Origin of the sequence: Pseudonocardia abyssalis (assembly GCF_019263705.2) — a bacterium.
Classification (GTDB): Bacteria; Actinomycetota; Actinomycetes; order Mycobacteriales; family Pseudonocardiaceae; genus Pseudonocardia; species Pseudonocardia abyssalis.
In genome coordinates this window covers 2,676,966-2,694,219 of record NZ_JADQDK010000001.1, presented here as the reverse complement: position 1 = coordinate 2,694,219, position 17,254 = coordinate 2,676,966, and the positions used below count along the sequence as shown (strand labels likewise).

Here is a 17,254-nt window from a genome sequence, read left to right as displayed (position 1 = left end):
TCGTGGTGGCGTGTCGACGGAGCCGTGGCCAGGTGGTGCCGGACCGTCCGCTCGACCAGCACCGGCACGTGGTCGATCCCCGTCGGCGAGCCGAGTCGGCCTCGCCCACCTCGCCCACCTCGCCCAGCAGCCGGGCCACCTCGTCGGTGGGGACAGGGACGCGGGACGTCCGCCGTCGATGGTGCTGAGACGGGGGACCACGCAGAACGCCGGCCTGGTGTCCTTCCGGATGTGGAGCAGGCAGGGCGGCGTCGGGTGCGGTCGGACCGTGCCGCGACGCCGGCGGAAGCTGCGCGAGCTCTCGGCCGAGGACGTCGACCGTGTGCTGTGCGGAACCCCGACCGGACTGGTGGGACGGCCGTCGCCGGCGCTGAGCTTCGACCGGGCTCAGGCGCTGCTCGACGCCGCGCAGTCGACGACGACGGGTGCCTACGTGGTCGTCTCGTTGCTGACCCGTGCGGGGAGTGCCGATCGGGTGTACCGCAAGCAGCAGCGGCCCGTCATCGGGGAGGGCGCCAGGGAGATGAGCCGGGTCTTCCCGTCCCGGCGCCGAGATAGTTGCTCAGCCCGCCATGGACGCCGAGAAGGTCTGGTCAGGATCCCCAGCTGGGGTGCTGACCAGGCCTCACGTGTCCGTGCTGATGTGCTCCGATCCGATCCCGTAGTCACTCGGTCAGCCACCCAGCTGTCGATCTCCGAGGTGATCGAGGCCTCCGTTGCCGGTGCTGCGTGTGTTCGTGGCGTGTCCACGCGGAGCGGGGTGGGGCGACGCATCGGCGTCGCCCCACCCCCGGATCCGCCCCTGCTCAGCCGGCTCGCAGCGCGTGAGTGGACTCGACGTCGATCCCGATCCCCTCCGGGTCCGTGTCGGGGTCACCGGTCACGACGACGCCGTAGTCCCGGGCCGCGCCCTCGACCGTGACATAGCCGTCCCGGACGTCGCGCAGGACCCGGTCGGGGGCGCGGTCGAACGCGTTGCCCCATCCGCCTCCGCCGTTGGTGAGGTAGCGGAACATGGCGCCCGCCCGCGTGTTCCACGACGGCTGTGCGGCGAAGTAGAAGTACCGGCCGTCCGGGTCGAGGGCCTTCGTGGACGGGTCGAGCATGCCGCCGACGGGGACGGTGTCGGCGTAGACGTCGGGGGAGTGCGGGATCAGCTGTCCGCGCCTGCGGATGTCCGCCGCCTCCGGTGGGAAGATCCACACCGCACCGAGCTTGCCGGTGTCGCCGCCGTTCGCGCCGAGCCCACTGGGGATCTTGGTGCGGAACGGCGAGCTGTAGGCGGACGCGTCGGTCAGCCACAGGCTGTCCCTGATGGTCGCGGCGCCACCGCGGTTGAACCCGGCACCGGCGGTGTCGGTGGCGGCCTCCTTGCGCAGCAGGACCACGGGCACGTCGTGCTCGATCGCCTCGGTGGCCGGGTCGAGGTTGTTGAGCATGAACAGGACGGTGTAGCTGTCGCCGTCGCCGTCGCTGGTGGCGCCCCAGGGGCCGTGCTCGCCCCCGCACTGGGCCGCCGTCGCCCATGGTGTGCCGTCCGCGAGCGTCCCGGTGGCGTTGTGCAGGTTCAGCGAGCCGTAGTCGCCGGCGACGGCGCGCTCGCCCAGCACCGGGTTCAGGGCGTCGAAGACCGCCGTGACCAGCGTGGTCGTGATCTCCCAGAACATCATGCTGGCGCCCTCGGGCGGCAGGGAGTTCAGCAGCGACCCTGGCGGGCAGGCCATGTCGATGTTGCGCCAGGTCCCCGTCGTGAACGGGGTGTCCGGGGCGAGGAGCATGGTGATCGCGACACCGACCGCGGTCTTGGAGTCGAGCATACTGGCGTTGATCGACGTCCGCGCCTGCCGCGACGTGCCGGACAGCTCGGCCTCGATGTTCTCGCCCCGCTTGATGAGCGTGACCTTGATCCGGAACTCCTCGGACTCGTCCATGCCGTCGGCGTCGACGAGCCCGGTCCCGACGTAGTCGCCGTCCGGGATCCCGGCGATCGCCTCCCGCATCCGCTCCGCCGAGGTGTCGACGGCGTACTGCAGGGTGCCGAGGTAGGCCTCCGTGCCGTACCGGTCGATGTTCTCGCCGATCAGCCGGGCGCCGAGGTGCAGCTGCTGGTAGATCGACTTGAAGTCCGGCAGCAGGATGTCGCCGAACCGCGAGTTGTCGAAGATCAGGCTGAACGTCGACCGGACCGGCTCACCCCGGCTGTAGAGCAGCACGGGCGGGATGACCAGCCCGTTCTCGTAGATGTTGGCCTTGGTCCCGGAGAAGCCACCGGGCACCGTGCCGCCCATGTCGAGCTGGTGGGCGCGGATGTTGACGAACGAGACGATCTTGTCGTCCCGGAAGACCGGGTGGATGAACAGCACGTCGTTGACGTGCGTACCGGTGCGGTAGGGGTCGTTGCCGATGAGGACGTCCCCCGGTCGCAGGTTCTCCGGCCCGTACTCGATGACGGTGTTGCGCACGGCGTCGCCCATGGTCCCGAGGAACACGACGAGGCTGTTGCTGACCACCGACATCGGGTAGTCCTGCTCCGGCGGGCCGCTGATCGTGCAGGCGAAGTCGTACCAGTCCCGGATGATCGGTGAGAACGCCTCGCGCAGGAAGCCGGTCGACATGTGCTCGACGACGTAGTGCAGCCGGTTGGTGATCACCGACGCGGTGAAGCGGTCCGAGCCGTAGCGGGAGGTGAACTCGCCGTCGCTCATGTCGCGCAGCGACAGGGTCGGGGTCTCTGTGGTGGTCCCTGTGGTTGTGGTCCCTGTGGTGGTGGTCACCGGTATCACTTCCTCGTGATGACGAGCTCGCCGTAGCCGCCGACCGTGGCGGTCTGGCCGGCTCCGACGTGGGTGGTGGACAGGCTCTCGTCGACGATCGCGGGACCGTCGACGACGTCACCGGCGCGCAGGTGGTCACGGTCGAAGACGGGGGCCTGCTGGTCGTGGTCGGTCAGGTGGCGCAGGACGGTGGTGCGGACCGGGGTGAGCGGGCCGTCGGCGTACGTGCGCTCGGGCACGACGGGGTACTCGACCTTGTCGGTGTCGAGGATCGCCCGGACCCGGAACGTCACCCCCTCCACGGGGAACGCGTCGAACCGGTTGCCGGTGCGCTGCTCGTAGGTGTCGTGGAAGTTCGCGACCATGACGGCGAGCGCGTCGGCGTCCAGGGTGCCGTCGGGCACCGGGACGAACGGTGTCTCCCAGCTCTGGCCGACCAGCCTGCCGTCGAAGCTGCGGGCGAAGGTGACGTCCCTGCCGGGTGCGATCCGGTCGCGGAGCTGGTCCTCCATCTCGCCGAAGAGCGCGTCGACGTCCGCGGCGACCTCGTCGGACAGCACGGTGTAGGCGCTGCGGTTGGCGGTGAACACCTGGTCGGTAGAGAGCAGGCCGAGCGCGGAGAACAGGCCGGGGTAGGGCGGGACGACGACCTGCTTGCACTTGATCAGGTCCAGGACGGCGGGCAGCAGCATCGGCCCGGCCGCGCCGTAGGCGACGAGGCTGTAGTCGCGGGGATCGACACCGTTCTTGATGGCGATGTTGAAGACGCCCTCGGCGATGTTGTTCACGCCCATCTCGTAGGCGTAGCGGACCCGCTGGGACAGCGTGAAGTCGCAGTCCAGGGCCTCGAACGCGGCCTTCGACCTCTCCACGTCCAGGCTGAACCGGCCGCCGGCGAAGTGGTCGCCGTCGAGGATCCCGGCCATCAGGCACGTGTCGGTCGTCGTCGGCTGCGTGCCGCCGCGGCCGTAGCAGGCGGGGCCGGGGTCCGCCCCCGCGCTGCCCGGGCCGACCTGGATCTCCCCGGCCTTGCCCACCGTCACCAGGCTGCCGCCCCCGGCGCCGATGCTGGAGATGTCGATGGCCAGCGAGTTGACGATCAGGTCGTGCTCGAGCTCGAAGGTGGTGTTGACGAACGGCTCGCCGTCGGTCACCACGGAGATGTCGCAGGAGGTGCCGCCGACGTCGGCGCACAGCAGGTTCTGCTCGCCGATGAGCTCCCCGAAGTGCGCGCACGCGACGGTGCCCGCCGCCGGCCCGGAGAACACGATCCGGAAGGGCTGCTCCATCGCGCGCTCGGCCGGCACGAGGGTCGCGGCGCAGTCGGCGTAGTTGAGCTGGCCGGTGAACCCGAGGTCGGCCAGGCCCTTGCTCAGGTTCTCCGAGTAGTCGGTGTAGATGATCTTCATGAAGGCGTCGACGACGGTGGTCGAGGCCCGCGCGTACTCCTTGGCCAGCGGAGAGACCTCGCTGGAGATCGAGCAGGCCACATCTCCGAGCTCTTCGCGCACCAGCTCGCGCAGACGCTCCTCGTGGGTGCGGTTGACGTAGGCGTTGAGCAGGCAGATGGCCACACCGGTGACGCCGCACCGGCGCAGGACGGCGAGCTGCTCGCGGGCCTGGGCCTCGTCGAGCTCGAAGAGGACCTCACCCGAGGCGAGGAGGCGCTCGCGGATGCCCCGGCGCAGGTAGCGGGGGACCAGTGGTCGTGCGGCGTCACCGAAGCTGCGCCGCCAGCGAGGGTCCAGGATCGCCTCGGCGGGACGCCAGGTGCGGCCCTGGTCGAGGATGTCCCGGTGCCCCTCGGTGGTCAGGAAACCGATCTTGGGCAGGTTGCGGGTGATCACGGCGTTGAGGCCGTGCGTGCTGGCGTGGTTGAACACCGCAGAGCGCTCGACCCCGAGTTCCGCGGCACCGGTGAGGACGGGCTGGTAGGCCGTGGTGACGTCCGTGGAGACCTTGGCCGTCCTGATCCGGCCGTTCTCCAGGGAGACGACATCGGTGAACGTGCCGCCCACATCGACTGCGATCATGGTGGTGGTCCCCTTTCTCAGAGGGTGTCCGAGAGCAGCTGCAGGGAACCGAGGAGGTTCCACCGCTCGCGGCTCAGCGAGTGCAGGCAGTTCTGGCACTTGACGACCTGGAACCAGCCGCCCTCGGAGTTCACCGGGTAGCGGCGGAGCTGGTCGGCTCCGCACGTCGGGCAGGTGCCGTCGACGGGTTCCTTGACCAACGTGACCGTCGGTTCCTGTGGTCGGGGGAATGCGGGCATCCGGGACTCCTTTGTCGGCGGCGAGGGGAGTGTTCCGATCGTAATTCCGACCGGTTGGTATGAAATACTGTAGCGGGCTGTGGCGGGTGCGCAAGACCCTGGATCAGAGCGAACGGACGGCGTGCAGGGTCGTGCGGTAGGCACGGGCCAGGGTGCTGCGGTCCAGCAGGGCGGTGGTGATCCGGCAACCGACCGATCGCCACGCCGCCACCGCGGCGACGCTGGCGGTGGGCTCCTCCTCGAGGGTCACGGCGACGCAGTCCAGACCTGCCCCGTGCGCTGCCCGGACCGTCGCCTCCAGCGCGTCGCGCACCTGGGGATGGCCGTGGTCGCCACCGTGTCCCATGGCGACTGCGAGGTCGAAGGGGCCCAGGACCAGCGCCGTCGCGCCCGCGGCGGCGGCCGCCGCCGCCAGTGCCTCGATGTCGCCGACGGCGTCGGGATGCTCGATCAGGAGCCACACGTGCACCGCGTCTGCGCGTTCCCGAGCCTCGTCCCACGACACCAGTCCGTGGTCGAAGGCGGGGACGTACGGGCAGGCGCCGCGGGTGCCGCGAGGGGCGAAGTGTGCGGCTGCGGCCGCGTGTCCCGCCTCGGGGGCACCGCGGACGCCGGGCACGAGCACCCCGCGCGCGCCGGCGTCGAGCACCCGGCCGATGGTGCCGGGTTCCGGTGACGGGACCCGGACGACCGCGTCGGCTCCCCGGCCCTGGATCGCCCGCACCATGTGGGCGGCCGCGGGCAGGTCGAGTGTGCCGTGCTCCATGTCGACGACGACGAAGTCGAAGCCGACGGCGGCCGCGAGCTCCCCGGCCTCCGGGCTGTGCATCTGCACCCAGGTCCCGACCGCGTCGCCCCGGTCGGCGAGGGCCGCGCTCACGGTGGACAGCTGACCGGTCATGGTGCCTCCGACCAGCGTCGCAGCGTCTCGGCGACCGGCACCGCGGGCGCGGGCGGTCCCGGTTCTCCGGCCGGGCTGCGGGAGAACCGCGGGGCGGGGGAGGGCTGGTCGATCCCGTCCAGGTGGGCGAACGCGCCGCGGGCGACGGCGTGGGGGTGGTCGACGGCTTCGGCGAAGGACAGCACAGGGGTCACGCAGGCATCGAGCCCGGCGAACACGTCCGCCCAGTCGTCGCGCGGGCGCGTCGCGAACTCGGCGCAGAACCGGGCGGCCAGCGCCGGCCAGCCGGCGCGGTCGTCCTGGTCAGGGAGATCCTCCCCGGTCAGTCCGAGCCCCTTGAGCAGGTCGGCGTAGAACGGTGGCTCGATCGCCCCGACCGCGACGAAGCGATCGTCGCCACAGCGGTAGGTGCGGTAGAACGGGGCGCCGCCGTCGAGCAGGTTGGCGCCGCGCTCGTCGCTCCAGCCGCCGGTTCCCCGCCACGCCCAGATCGCCTGCATGAGCAGTGCCGAACCGTCGACCATCGCGGCGTCGACGACCTGGCCGCGGCCGGACCGCTCGCGCTCCCACAGAGCGGCCAGCACACCCGTCACGAGCAGCATCGAACCGCCGCCGAAGTCGGCCGCCAGGTTCAGCGGCGCGGCGGGTGGACCGTCGTGCGGACCCATCGCGTGCAACGTCCCGTTGAGGGCGATGTAGTTGATGTCGTGGCCGACCGCGTCGGCGAGCGGTCCGGTCTGGCCCCAGCCGGTCATCCGGCCGTACACGAGTCCGGGGTTGCGGGCGGCCAGGTCGTCCGGGCCGAGGCCGAGGCGTTCCGCGACACCGGGCCGGAACCCCTCGAGCGCGATGTCGGCGTGCTCGGCCAGCGCGACGACCTGGTCCCGGCCGGCGGGATCCTTCAGGTCGAGGACGTGGTTCTGCCTGCTGCGCAGCAGGTGGTCGCGGGTCGGGTCGCTCAGCCGGAACCCGCCGGGGCGTTGGATGCGGACGACGTCGGCGCCGAGGTCGCCGAGCACCATCGCCGCGTGCGGGACCGGCCCGATCCCGCCGAGCTCGATCACCCGCATCCCGGTCAGAGGGCCTGTGCTCATGCCTGCCCCACCTCGTCCAGGAGAGCGGGGCCGGCCGACCGGGCCGACGTGTCCAGGGTGGTCCGGGCGGTCTCCGACATCACGACGACCGAGACGAACGATGCCACCGCGGTCAGCACCACCCAGCCCGCCACCGGGACGAAGCTGCCCCACTGGGCGTAGAGAGCCGTGGCGATCAACGGGGTCAGCGCACCGCCCACGAGGGTGCCGATCTGATAGCCCAGCGACGCCCCGGAGTAGCGGACGCGGGCGGTGAACAGCTCGGCGAACAGCGCGGCCTGCGGCCCGTAGACCAGAGCCACCAGCACCTCACCCACCGCGATCGCCGCGATCACCGCAGCGGGGGAGCCGGTACCGACCAGGAGGAACGCCGGGGTCACCCACAGCGCGAGGGCGACGGCGCCGGTGAGGAAGACCCTGCGGCGGCCGAAGCGGTCGGACAGGGCGCCGCAGATCGGGATCGCGACGAACTGCAGCGCTGCGCCGATGAGCACGGCGTCGAGCAGCAGGCCGCGGGGCAGGCCGAGGACGGTGGTGCCGTAGGAGAGGAAGTAGGTGCCGAACAGGTAGAAGCTGGTGCCGATCACCAGGATCGACCCGGCCCCGAGCAGGACCGTGCGCCAGTGGTGGACGAGCACCTCGAGCACCGGTGACCGCGACGGCTCGCCCGACTCCCGGACCTCCTTCATGGGCGCGGTCTCCTCGAGCGCGTAGTGGGCGTATGCGGCGATGCCGACGAGCACGATGCTGACCAGGAACGGGATCCGCCAGCCCCAGGACAGGAACGCCTCCTCGCTCAGAGCGGCGCCGACCAGCAGGAACACCCCGGTCGACAGGAACAGGCCCGCGGCGACCCCGATCTGGGCGAAGCTGCCGTAGAGGCCGCGCTTCTCGGGCGGGGCGTTCTCGGTCGCGATCAGTGCGCCACCGGCCCACTGGCCGCCGACGGCGATGCCCTGCAGGAGGCGCAGGACCACCAGGATGATCGGCGCCGCGACGCCGATCGTGTCGTAGGTGGGCAGCAGGCCGATGAGGGTCGTCGAGATCCCCATCAGGAACAGCGTCGTGACCAGGGCGGGTTTGCGCCCGATCCGGTCCCCGACGTGGCCGAAGATCGCACCGCCGAGGGGGCGGGCGGCGAACCCGACCGCGAACGTGGTGAAGGCCAGCAGCGTGCCGACCAGGGGATCGCTCGTGGGGAAGAACAGGGTGTTGAACACCAGCGCGGCCGCGGTGCCGTAGATGAAGAAGTCGTACCAGTCGATCGCCGAGCCGGTGCCGGCGATGAGGAGGATCTTGCGGAGGGACATGGTGTCTCCAGGGGTGTGATCAGGCCGCGCGGGCCGGGACCGGGGTCGTGCGGAAGTCCGCGAGGTCCGGCTCGTGGGTCATCGCCCAGTAGTCGACGACGCGGTACGGGGAGTTGGTGACGACCCGCCCGCGGGAGTTGCGGTAGTACGTCGTCATGCCCGGGTGGCTCCAGACCATCCGGTCGTGCCGGGCGTCCACGTCGGCGGTCCAGGCCTGCAGGGCCTCGGGACGGCAGTCGACCGCGCCGATGTCCTCGACCGCCATCGTGACGAGGAGGTCGACGATGTACCGGGCCTGGGCCTCGGCGACGAAGATGAAGCTGCCGCCGGCTCCCGCGTTGGTGTTGGGGCCGTACATCAGGAAGAAGTTCGGGAAGCCCGGCACGGTCATGCCGAGGTGCGCGACGGCATCGTCGTCAGCCCACACCTCGTGCAGTGACGCCCCGTCGCGTCCGCTCACCTCGATGCCCGGCAGGTAGTGCTGGGCATCGAAGCCCGTGGACAGGACGACGACGTCGGCCGGGACCTCCTCGCCGGCCGCACCGACCACGCCGGTCCGCGTGAGCCGGACGACCCCGTCGGTGCGGAGCTCGACGTCGTCGCGACGCAGCGCGGCGAACCAGCCGTTGTCCAGCAGCATCCGCTTGCCGAACGGCGGGTAGTCCGGCAGGCACTTCGCGACCAGGTCCGGTCGCCCGGCGAGCTGGTCCTCGAGGTAGCGGGAGAAGAAGCGGCGGTGGGCGTCGTTGACGGCGTTGAGCGAGCGCTCCGGATGTGCCCAGTCGCGGTCGATCTGCAGGGACGCGTGCACGCGGTCGTTGAACACCCAGGCCAGCCGGAACCGGTACCAGGCGTGGTAGCCGGGCACGTGCTCCATCAGCCAGTGGACGTCGTCGCCGACCGGCTCGAAGTACTCCGCGTTCGGTGCGACCCACTGCGGTGACCGCTGGAAGACCGTCAGGTGCGCGGTGCGGTCGGCGATGGCCGGGACGACCTGCATGGCGCTCGCTCCGGTCCCGACCACGGCAACGCGCTTGCCGGTGAGGTCCAGGTCCGCGGGCCACTCGGCGGTGTGGAACAGCGGGCCGTCGAAGTCGTCGAGACCGGGGAGGTTCGGCATCTTCGGGGTGGTGAACAGCCCGACGGCGCTGATCACCGCCGAGGCGTGCCACTCCCGCTCACCGGCGACGACGGTCCACCGCTGGGCGTGCTCGTCCCAGGTGGCGGAGTCCACGGAGACGCCGAACTCGATGTGGCGGCGCAGCCCGAAGTGGTCGGCCACCTCGGCGGTGTAGGCGGCCATCTCGTCGCGCTTGCCGAAGTGCGTCGACCACTTGCGCGGGAAGAACGAGAACGAGTACAGGAAGCTGGGGGTGTCGACGCCGGCGCCGGGATAGGTGTTGGTCAGCCACACCCCGCCGACGTCGTGGTGGCGCTCGAGGATCGTGAACGGCACTCCGGCCCGTTGCAGACGCACCGCCGCGGCCATGCCCGAGATGCCCGCGCCGATGATCACCACCGAGTACTCGCGGTCGTCCACCACCTCCGCCGGCACCCGCGCCGGTCCCGGGTCCGGTTCGAAGCCCATCTCCTCGCGCATCAGCCGCTCGTACTCGTCGGGCACGGGCTCGCCCATGGTGGTCGAGAGCATGCGGCGCAGCAGGTCGCGATCGGGGACGGGGATCGCGGGCTCGCGTCCGCGCGACCAGGCCGCGATCGCCTCGACCGCGGCGGCGCGCAGGTCCTCGGCGACGGCGTCGTCCAGCCCACCGGAGTCGTTGGGACCGAGGCCGCCGCCGCGCGTCGGTCGGTACGGGTCGCGCAGCCAGCGCTCGTCGCCGGTGAGCTGATGGGTCACCATCGCCAGCGTCGGCAGGTTGGCCGCTGCGATCGCGGTACGCAGGCGCGCCTCGTCGAGCGGGCGCCGCGGTGTGGACATGACGGACACGGGAATCCTCCTCCGGGCACAGCGGTGCCGTGGGGCTGTCGATGGTGGGTGGTCGGGGCTGTTCAGCCGGTGCGGACCGGGCCCTCGCGGGTCATCCGCCAGCCGGCCCCCGCCGCGTCCCAGGTGCTCGCCCCGACGCCCCGGGTGCGCAGCTTGTACTTCTCGACCTTGTCGGTGGGGGTGCGCGGGAGCTCGTCGACGACGTCGATGTAGCGGGGCACCATGTGGTACGGCATCGACCCGGCGTAGTGCAGGAACAGCTCCTCCGCGGTCACCGCGGCGCCGTCGCGGAGCACCACGACGACCCGGACCTCCTCCTCGCCGAGCTCCGAGGGGGTGCCGACCGCGGCCGATTCGGCGACGGCGGGATGGCCGTTGACGAGCCGCTCGACCTCGTAGGAGGAGATGTTCTCGCCGCGGCGCCGGATCGAGTCCTTCATGCGGTCCTTGAACCACAGCGCTCCGGATGCGTCGCGCGCGGCGCGGTCGCCGGTGTGGAACCGTCCGCCCCGCCAGGCCTGCGCGGTGGCGTCGGGCATCCCGTCGTAGCCGAGCGACAGCAGCAACGGGTCGGTGCAGCTCACCACGACCTCCCCGGCGACATCGTCGGCGACCTCCCGGCCCTCCCCGTCGACGACGCGGACGTCGAAGATCGGGTTCGGTCGTCCGCACGCGCCGGGGAGGGACTCCTCGAGCGAGGAGTTCACGATCAGGTTCGTCTCGGTGGACCCGTACGCCTCGACGATCTTGACGTCGAACCGCTTCTCGAAGTCGTCGTAGATCTCCGCCGGGGCGGGGACCGCGTAGACGACCCGGACCGGGTTGTCGCGGTCGTCGTCGCGCGGGGCGCGGCCGTGCAGCATGTGGCACACCCCGCCTATCGCGACGAAGGCCGTGATGCCGTGCTCCCGGGCCTCGTCCCAGAACCGCTCGACGGACAGCCGTGAGCGCAGCACCATCCGCGCACCACTCAGCAGGCACCCGAGCGTGGCGAACTTGCCCGAGATGTGGAAGAACGGCGAGTAGTTCAGCAGCACGTCGTCTGGGCCGAGCCCGGTGATCTGCGCGAAGAGGTGGCCGAACGCGACCTGCTGGTGGTGGCTCACCAGCACGCCCTTCGACGGCCCGGTGGTGCCCGAGGTGTAGAGGACGCACGCGACGTCGTCCGGGCGCGGCCCGGCCCCGAGCTCCGCTCCCACGCCCGTGTCGATCAGCATCTCTGCGTAGGCGCCCTGGGTGTCGAGGACTGCGGACAGGGTCGGCACGTCGTCACGGACCTCCTCCATCGCGGCGAGCAACGGGCCCCGGTCGGCCACGGCGAGCTGCACCCGTGCCTGGTTCAGCTGGTAGCGCAGCAGCTCGCCGCGGTAGGCGGTGTTGATCGGCACCTCGACCGCCGCCAGCCTGGCCAGGGCGAACCAGCCGACGAGGTACTCCGGGCCGGTCGCCATGAGCAGGCCGACGCGAGTGCCGGGGCCGACCCCGGCGGCACGCAGGTTGCGGGCCAGGACGTCGACCCGCTGGTCCACCTCGGCGACGGTGGAGGATCGTCCCTCGAAGGTGAACAGCACCTCGTCCGGACGCTGCCGCGCGGCGTGCTTCAGGAGCCCGCCCACTGTGCGCTCCGCAAACGGCACGGCCGCGAGCCATCCGGACGTGATGCCCGATCCCGGTGCCTGGGTCGTGGTCATGCTCTCGCTCCTCGGTGTCGACCATCTACAATCCGACCAGTCGGAATGTACGCGCCCCGGCTGGCGGGGGCAAGGGCGGTCAGTATCCCTTGCCCGCGGTCCAGCCCCCGTCGACGAACAGGGTGGTGCCGTTGACGTAGTCGGAGTCCGCGCCGCTGAGGAACAGCACCGGTTCGGCGATCTCGTCCGGCTGCGCCCAGCGCCCCATCGGGGCGTTCCGACGAACGGAGCTCACCATCGCCTCGGAGCGGAAGTACTCGCTCGTCATCGGGGTCTCGACCACGCCGGGCGCGACGGCGTTGCACCAGATCCCCCTGCCGCCGAACTCGAAGGTGATCGTCCGGGTCAGCATCATGAGTCCGGCCTTCGCGGTGCAGTAGGCCGCGCGGTCGGCGAAGGCCACGTGGCCGGCCATGGACGCGATGTTGACGATCTTCCCGCGGCCCTGCTCGAGCATGCCGGGGAGCGCGGCACGGGACAGGACGAACGGGGCGGTCAGGTCGATGTCGAGCGTCGCCCGCCAGTCGGCCGGGCTCAGTTCCAGCAACGGCTTCACCTGGCGGGTGCCGGCGTTGTTCACCAGTACGTCGAGGCGCCCGAACCGGTCCCGGACCCGGCCGGGCAGCGCTTCGGTCTGGTCGTCGTCGGTGAGGTCGAGGGCGAAGGTGGCCACGTCCGATCCGCCGCCCAGGTCGGCCGCGGCGCTCTCGAGCGCGTCCTCGTCGAGATCGACGAGGGCCAGGCGGGCGCCCGCGCTCCGCAGGGTCGCGGTGATCGCACGTCCGATCCCGCCGCACGCTCCGGTCACGAGGGCGACGTGATCGGTCAGGGTGGCTGTCATCGTGGGCTCCATTCCATCTGGTCGGAATGTTATTCTTACCGGACGCGGCAGTGGTGTGCCAGGGATGGAGCTCAGAGCACGGCGGACGCAGGCTGCTTCGCTCCGACGCTGTGCAGCGTCATCGCGGCGAACTGGCGGGCGATCTCGCCCGGTGTCCGGGAGCCGTCCGGGCTGTACCACTGGTACGACCACACCCACATCCCGATCAGCCCCAGTGCGGCCACGGTGGAGTCGAGGTCCTCGTCGAACTCGCCGCTGTCGATGCCGCGCTGGACGGTGTCCTCGAACAGTGCCGTCGACCGCCGGCGCTTCTCCAGGATCGCGGTCCGGACGTCGCCGGCCAGCACGTGCAGCTCGCGGAAGAAGATCATGACGTGCTTCTGGTACTCGATGCAGATCAGCGTCGTGTCGTAGGCCATGCGGGCGAGCTGCGCGGTGGGGGAGTCGGAGGCGGCCAGGGCACGCTCCTGAGACTCGAGGGCCCTGTCGATGAACTCGTCGTGGATGATGTGGAGGACGTCGTCCTTGGTGGCGAAGTGGTGGTAGAACGCACCTTTCGTCAGCCCGGCGCGTTCCACCACCTCCTGCATCGATGCCCGGCTGAAGCCCTTCTCCGAGAACAGGTCCAGCGCCGCCTCGAGGAGCAGGCGTCTCGTCTCCTCGGGTGCGTAGCTGCGCTCGGGGGGCTTGCGTGGCACCGTGATCTCCCTGATGTTCTCGGACGCGGAGGGCGATGGCTCGCGTACCTTCCGACTGGATGGTATCTCGCCCGATCGGAGGTCGTGCCCTCCGCATCCGAGCCAGGCATCCGGCGCATCCCCGCAGCTGAGGCGTTTCTGCAGTTCAGGGCGTTCCGGTTCCGTTGTTGTCTGTCGAGGTTCGGCCAGATCCGGGGCGGTGGTTGCCGTTGTCGATCTCGGCGCTGGCCGGTGGACAGCCCGTCTGCGGTCGATGCGTGGTTGCGCCTGCTGCTGTCGGCTCAGCCGATCTGCTCGAAGAGGGACACGATGATCCCTTCGGGCCCACGCACATAGGCCATTCGTACGGAGCCTTCGTACTCGCCGATACCGCCGACGACCCCGTACCCGTCCGCAGCTAGCTCGTCAACGACCGCTCGGAGGTCGACGACCTCGAACGAGACGTTGCGCAGGCCGAGTTCGTTGGCCATCGCCTGGGGCGATCCGGGAGCGTGGTCCGGCGCGACGAAGCTGGAGAGCTCCAGCCGGGTCCCCTCGCCGGGCACGCGCAGCATCGCGATCTCACAGTGCGCGCCCGGGATACCGCACACGGTCTCCACGAACTCGCCCTGCACGGATCCGGTGCCGTCGACCTCGAGCCCCAGTCCGACGAAGAACGCCGTGACCGAGGCGAGGTCGGCCACGGTGAGACCGATGTGGTCGAAGCGTCGTACGTGTGCCATGGGAGCCTCGTCCTTCGAGAGTTGTCTTTCCGGTTCGACGCTGGGACGGAGCCGGGGCTGAAGCCTCGACATGCTCTGCTGGCAAGCACGGCCTGGTTCGCGGTGTTGGCGGTACCTCCGTCGGTGACACCGTCGCGGTCGGTTCGTCTGCATCGCCGGTGCGCACGTGCCTCAGCGATGTCGTGGTCCACGGTTCGATGATCAGGGTGTGCTCGGCCTCGGTGAACGCGCCGGCGCATCCTCCGGGCCGTCGGCGGGATCGGAAAGCACCTCGATCAGGGTGTCGGTGTCGTTGCCGACCGCGGGCGCCTCCGCACATCGTTCGGCGCGGTCCGGCGTCGGAGGTTCGCTTGGTCGTGTTCGCGCGGGAACTGGCTCACCGCGGCCGTCGGCGTCCTGTTCGACGGCACCGCACGGGGTCCGGCGTTGCGGCCCGCGCCGATGCGGGCCGTCCGCGTTGGATGGCGGTTCGGCATGCCGATGATCACATCCACATCGCGGTGGTGTTGGTGCGTCAGGACACCTGAAGCGCCCCGGCTTCAGCGGAGGCTCTGGGATGCCCCGGGTTCCGCGGAGTCGGGCTGGTTGGTGAGCGTCGTGGTTCTGTTCGTACTCGACCGGCGTGATGTTGCCGATCATGGAGTGCAGCCGGCTCGTGCTGCACCAGTGCACCCAGGAAGCGGTCACGAGCTCGAGATCCTCGACCGTGCGCAGCGGCCCGTCGCGGCGCACGCATTCGGACTTGTAGAGCCCGATCAGCGACTCGGCCGTCGCGTTGTCATGCGAGTCGCCGATCGAGGCCAGCGCACCGCCGTAGCGGATCGCGGTGTACCGGCTTCCGGCGTCGGGGTGGTGGATCAACCCCTCAAGCCGACCATCGGTGGTCTGACCTGCTCGTGCGGGGGAGCGGTGGACCGACCGCGATCTCGTCTTCGCCACCGAAGCCGGGACGGCGATGGACGCCGCGAACGTGCGCCGCAACTTCCAGCGCGTGGCCGTCGCCGCCGGGCTGGACGACCGCCGGTGGTCACCGCGCGAGCTCCGCCACAGCTTCGTGTCGTTGCTGTCGGACGGGGGAGTGCCGATCGAGGAGATCGCCCGCTTGATCGGTCACACGGGCAGCTCGAAGGTGACCGAGTCCGTCTACCGCAAGTAGCTACGACCGGTCATCGAGGAGGGCGCGACGACGATGAACCGCGTCTTCCCGGGCCGGCGCCGAGATAGTTACTCAACCCCGCCCAGAACGCCAAGAAGGCCTGGTCAGGATCCCCAGCTGGGGCTCTGACCAGGCCTTACGTGGTGGGCGATACAAGGATTGAACTTGTGACCTCTTCCGTGTCAAGGAAGCGCTCTCCCACTGAGCTAATCGCCCGAGGCGGTGGCGGGAATCGAACCCGCGTACAGGGCTTTGCAGGCCCTTGCCTAAGCCACTCGGCCACACCGCCAGATCCATGAAGCTTGGGGATCTGATCCTGGAGGTCCGAGCGGACCCGAGGTTCCTCCGAGCGGACGACGGGATTCGAACCCGCGACCCTCACCTTGGCAAGGTGATGCGCTACCACTGCGCTACGTCCGCATGTCGCGGTTGTTCACCGCGTTGTGAGGAAACCTTAGCGCAGGCTTCCGGGGGGTTCCACACCCACCCCCTCGTCACCGGCGAAGGCCCTCCGACCTGCGTCAGTCGCGCGCGGCGTCGTTGTGGAGCAGCTCCGAGAGGGCGGACTCGAAGTCGAGCCAGGAGTACTCGCGACCGGGGGGGACCGCGTCGAAGGTCCGGTGCAGGAACTCGCCCAGGGTCTGGGCGCACGTGGTGAACACCGCGTGCCCGGAGGGCGAGGAGAGCTCCAGCTGCACCCGGTTCGGGTCGTGGGCGACGGGTCGCACCCGGACGTCCCCACTGCCGGACGGCGTGATGAGTCCGTCGTGCAGCAGGTCCCGGGCGAACACCCAGTCGACCGCGCTACCGTGGCCGGTGCGGAACGACGCCTGGACGGCGAATGGGTCGCGGCTGTGATAGGTCAGATCCACCTTGACGCGCACAGCAGGGGCGTCTTCGGTGATCAGCTCGAACACCGCCGGTGAGCAGATGACCGTGTGCTCGTCGCGCATCGTGCGTCCTCTTTCGTGGTCCCGCGTGGCTCGTCAGAAGGAAAAACGACCGTGTCGCCAAGATGTGACGGGTCGAGGGACAGAGTCCGCCCGGATGCCGGTATGTCCTCACTCCTACGGGCCAATGGTGACGCTCCGCAGGGGCGAGGATGCGCCAGGTGGCCTCGCTGGCACTAATCTGAACCGATCGCTGCGCCGCAACGAAGAACAACACGTGAGGATCCCGCTTGTGGCCGAAGTCGCCGATGCACCGGGGCCGTCCGGGAGGCGGCCGCGGTCGGCGTCGGCCCGCGCCCACGACCCGGCCGATGAACTGCTGGTCCGTCGCATCGTCGACGGCGACCAGACCGCGCTCGGAGCGCTCTACGACCGGTACAGCCGCCCGGCCTACTCCCTGGCCCGACGCATCTGCGCCGACGAGGGCATCGCCGAGGACGTCGTGCAGGAGGTCTTCCTCGCGTTCTGGCGCGACCCGCATCGCTTCGATCCCGAGCGCGGCGCCTTCGGTACCTGGCTGCTGACGCTGGTGCACCACAAGTCCGTCGACGCCGTGCGTCGCGAGAGCTCGATCCGCCGTCGCACCGTCCCGGCCGCCGAGGACGGTGACGAGTGGTCGGCCCCTCCCGGGCCCGGCGCCGACCAGGCCGCACTCGGCAAGGTCGTCGCAGGTCAGGTGCGTGACGCGCTGGGGCGGCTCCCGGTCGAGCAGCGCCAGGCGCTGGCGCTGGCCTACTACGGGGGATACACGCAGCGTGAGGTCGCTGCGCTGACCGGCGTGCCTCTCGGCACCGTCAAGTCCCGCATGTTCACCGGCGTACAACGGTTGCGGAGCGTCCTCGGGCCCCTGCTCGGCGAGTTCGCCACCGACTTCGGCGGTGCCCGATGACGACTCCA

General features: G+C 70.4%; 14 protein-coding genes, 3 tRNA genes and 1 pseudogene. 2 read left to right on the top strand and 16 right to left on the bottom strand.

The features are described 5' to 3' along the window. Positions 1 to 806: 806 nt before the first annotated feature. The 12 genes from I4I81_RS12945 to I4I81_RS12890 form a co-directional block, all read right to left on the bottom strand. The gene (locus tag I4I81_RS12945; protein WP_226363911.1) at positions 807 to 2,774 is read right to left on the bottom strand and encodes a hydantoinase B/oxoprolinase family protein; all 1,968 of its coding nucleotides are present in this window, start codon (positions 2,772 to 2,774) and stop codon (positions 807 to 809) included. Between the two features lie 5 nt (positions 2,775 to 2,779). Further along, on the bottom strand, positions 2,780 to 4,807 hold the full coding sequence (locus I4I81_RS12940) for a hydantoinase/oxoprolinase family protein (protein WP_218600884.1): 2,028 nt from the start codon (positions 4,805 to 4,807) through the stop codon (positions 2,780 to 2,782). 17 nt (positions 4,808 to 4,824) lie between these two features. Then, complete coding sequence (locus I4I81_RS12935) at positions 4,825 to 5,046, bottom strand: hypothetical protein (protein WP_218600885.1); 222 nt, start codon at positions 5,044 to 5,046, stop codon at positions 4,825 to 4,827. Positions 5,047 to 5,149: 103 nt separating this feature from the next. Beyond that, positions 5,150 to 5,947, bottom strand: a complete 798-nt coding sequence (locus tag I4I81_RS12930; RefSeq protein ID WP_218600886.1) for an HpcH/HpaI aldolase family protein — start codon at positions 5,945 to 5,947, stop codon at positions 5,150 to 5,152. Further along, on the bottom strand, positions 5,944 to 7,041 hold the full coding sequence (locus tag I4I81_RS12925; protein ID WP_218600887.1) for a CaiB/BaiF CoA transferase family protein: 1,098 nt from the start codon (positions 7,039 to 7,041) through the stop codon (positions 5,944 to 5,946). Before I4I81_RS12925 ends, I4I81_RS12930 begins: the two co-directional genes overlap by 4 nt. Further along, entirely contained in the window at positions 7,038 to 8,351 is a 1,314-nt protein-coding gene (locus tag I4I81_RS12920; protein WP_218600888.1) for an MFS transporter, read from the bottom strand. Before I4I81_RS12920 ends, I4I81_RS12925 begins: the two co-directional genes overlap by 4 nt. Positions 8,352 to 8,370: 19 nt before the next feature. After that, positions 8,371 to 10,290, bottom strand: a complete 1,920-nt coding sequence (locus tag I4I81_RS12915) for a flavin-containing monooxygenase (RefSeq protein WP_218600889.1) — start codon at positions 10,288 to 10,290, stop codon at positions 8,371 to 8,373. Positions 10,291 to 10,361: 71 nt separating this feature from the next. Beyond that, on the bottom strand, positions 10,362 to 11,990 hold the full coding sequence (locus I4I81_RS12910) for an AMP-binding protein (protein WP_218600890.1): 1,629 nt from the start codon (positions 11,988 to 11,990) through the stop codon (positions 10,362 to 10,364). Positions 11,991 to 12,069: 79 nt separating this feature from the next. Further along, positions 12,070 to 12,831 (bottom strand): SDR family NAD(P)-dependent oxidoreductase, encoded by a 762-nt coding sequence (locus I4I81_RS12905; RefSeq protein WP_225924569.1) that lies wholly within the window; start codon positions 12,829 to 12,831, stop codon positions 12,070 to 12,072. A 71-nt stretch (positions 12,832 to 12,902) separates the two neighbouring features. Continuing rightward, positions 12,903 to 13,529: a TetR/AcrR family transcriptional regulator gene (locus tag I4I81_RS12900; protein ID WP_218600892.1), complete on the bottom strand. Its 627-nt coding sequence runs from the start codon at positions 13,527 to 13,529 to the stop codon at positions 12,903 to 12,905. Between the two features lie 281 nt (positions 13,530 to 13,810). After that, on the bottom strand, positions 13,811 to 14,251 hold the full coding sequence (locus I4I81_RS12895; RefSeq protein WP_225924568.1) for a VOC family protein: 441 nt from the start codon (positions 14,249 to 14,251) through the stop codon (positions 13,811 to 13,813). A gap of 201 nt (positions 14,252 to 14,452) precedes the next feature. Further along, a complete protein-coding gene (locus I4I81_RS12890) occupies positions 14,453 to 15,112 on the bottom strand; it encodes an integrase core domain-containing protein (protein ID WP_218600894.1) in 660 nt (219 codons plus the stop codon). A 64-nt stretch (positions 15,113 to 15,176) separates the two neighbouring features. On the opposite strand from I4I81_RS12890, the pseudogene I4I81_RS12885 reads away from it, so the two are divergent. Next, a pseudogene (locus I4I81_RS12885) lies at positions 15,177 to 15,407 on the top strand (tyrosine-type recombinase/integrase); the annotation flags it as partial. Positions 15,408 to 15,548: 141 nt separating this feature from the next. Here the strand turns inward: I4I81_RS12885 and I4I81_RS12880 are convergent. From I4I81_RS12880 to I4I81_RS12865, 4 genes are all read right to left on the bottom strand, one after another. Further along, positions 15,549 to 15,623 (bottom strand) — tRNA-Val (locus tag I4I81_RS12880). Position 15,624: 1 nt separating this feature from the next. After that, a tRNA-Cys gene (locus tag I4I81_RS12875) sits at positions 15,625 to 15,696 on the bottom strand. 59 nt (positions 15,697 to 15,755) lie between these two features. Further along, positions 15,756 to 15,827, bottom strand: a tRNA-Gly gene (locus I4I81_RS12870). A gap of 101 nt (positions 15,828 to 15,928) precedes the next feature. Continuing rightward, complete coding sequence (locus I4I81_RS12865) at positions 15,929 to 16,360, bottom strand: SsgA family sporulation/cell division regulator (protein ID WP_218600895.1); 432 nt, start codon at positions 16,358 to 16,360, stop codon at positions 15,929 to 15,931. A 214-nt stretch (positions 16,361 to 16,574) separates the two neighbouring features. On the opposite strand from I4I81_RS12865, the gene I4I81_RS12860 reads away from it, so the two are divergent. After that, positions 16,575 to 17,246 carry an RNA polymerase sigma factor gene (locus I4I81_RS12860; RefSeq protein WP_226363910.1) on the top strand — a complete coding sequence of 224 codons (672 nt, stop codon included), beginning with the start codon at positions 16,575 to 16,577 and terminating at the stop codon, positions 17,244 to 17,246. The last annotated feature ends 8 nt before the right edge of the window (positions 17,247 to 17,254 follow it).

What these genes read in the sequence shown, in the direction of transcription:
- I4I81_RS12940 (WP_218600884.1), bottom strand. Translation starts at nt 4,807, where the DNA reads ATGATCGCAGTCGATGTGGGCGGCACGTTCACCGATGTCGTCTCCCTG.
- I4I81_RS12935 (WP_218600885.1), bottom strand. Translation starts at nt 5,046, where the DNA reads ATGCCCGCATTCCCCCGACCACAGGAACCGACGGTCACGTTGGTCAAG.
- I4I81_RS12930 (WP_218600886.1), bottom strand. Translation starts at nt 5,947, where the DNA reads ATGACCGGTCAGCTGTCCACCGTGAGCGCGGCCCTCGCCGACCGGGGC.
- I4I81_RS12925 (WP_218600887.1), bottom strand. Translation starts at nt 7,041, where the DNA reads ATGAGCACAGGCCCTCTGACCGGGATGCGGGTGATCGAGCTCGGCGGG.
- I4I81_RS12920 (WP_218600888.1), bottom strand. Translation starts at nt 8,351, where the DNA reads ATGTCCCTCCGCAAGATCCTCCTCATCGCCGGCACCGGCTCGGCGATC.
- I4I81_RS12915 (WP_218600889.1), bottom strand. Translation starts at nt 10,290, where the DNA reads ATGTCCACACCGCGGCGCCCGCTCGACGAGGCGCGCCTGCGTACCGCG.
- I4I81_RS12910 (WP_218600890.1), bottom strand. Translation starts at nt 11,990, where the DNA reads ATGACCACGACCCAGGCACCGGGATCGGGCATCACGTCCGGATGGCTC.
- I4I81_RS12905 (WP_225924569.1), bottom strand. Translation starts at nt 12,831, where the DNA reads ATGACAGCCACCCTGACCGATCACGTCGCCCTCGTGACCGGAGCGTGC.
- I4I81_RS12895 (WP_225924568.1), bottom strand. Translation starts at nt 14,251, where the DNA reads ATGGCACACGTACGACGCTTCGACCACATCGGTCTCACCGTGGCCGAC.
- I4I81_RS12865 (WP_218600895.1), bottom strand. Translation starts at nt 16,360, where the DNA reads ATGCGCGACGAGCACACGGTCATCTGCTCACCGGCGGTGTTCGAGCTG.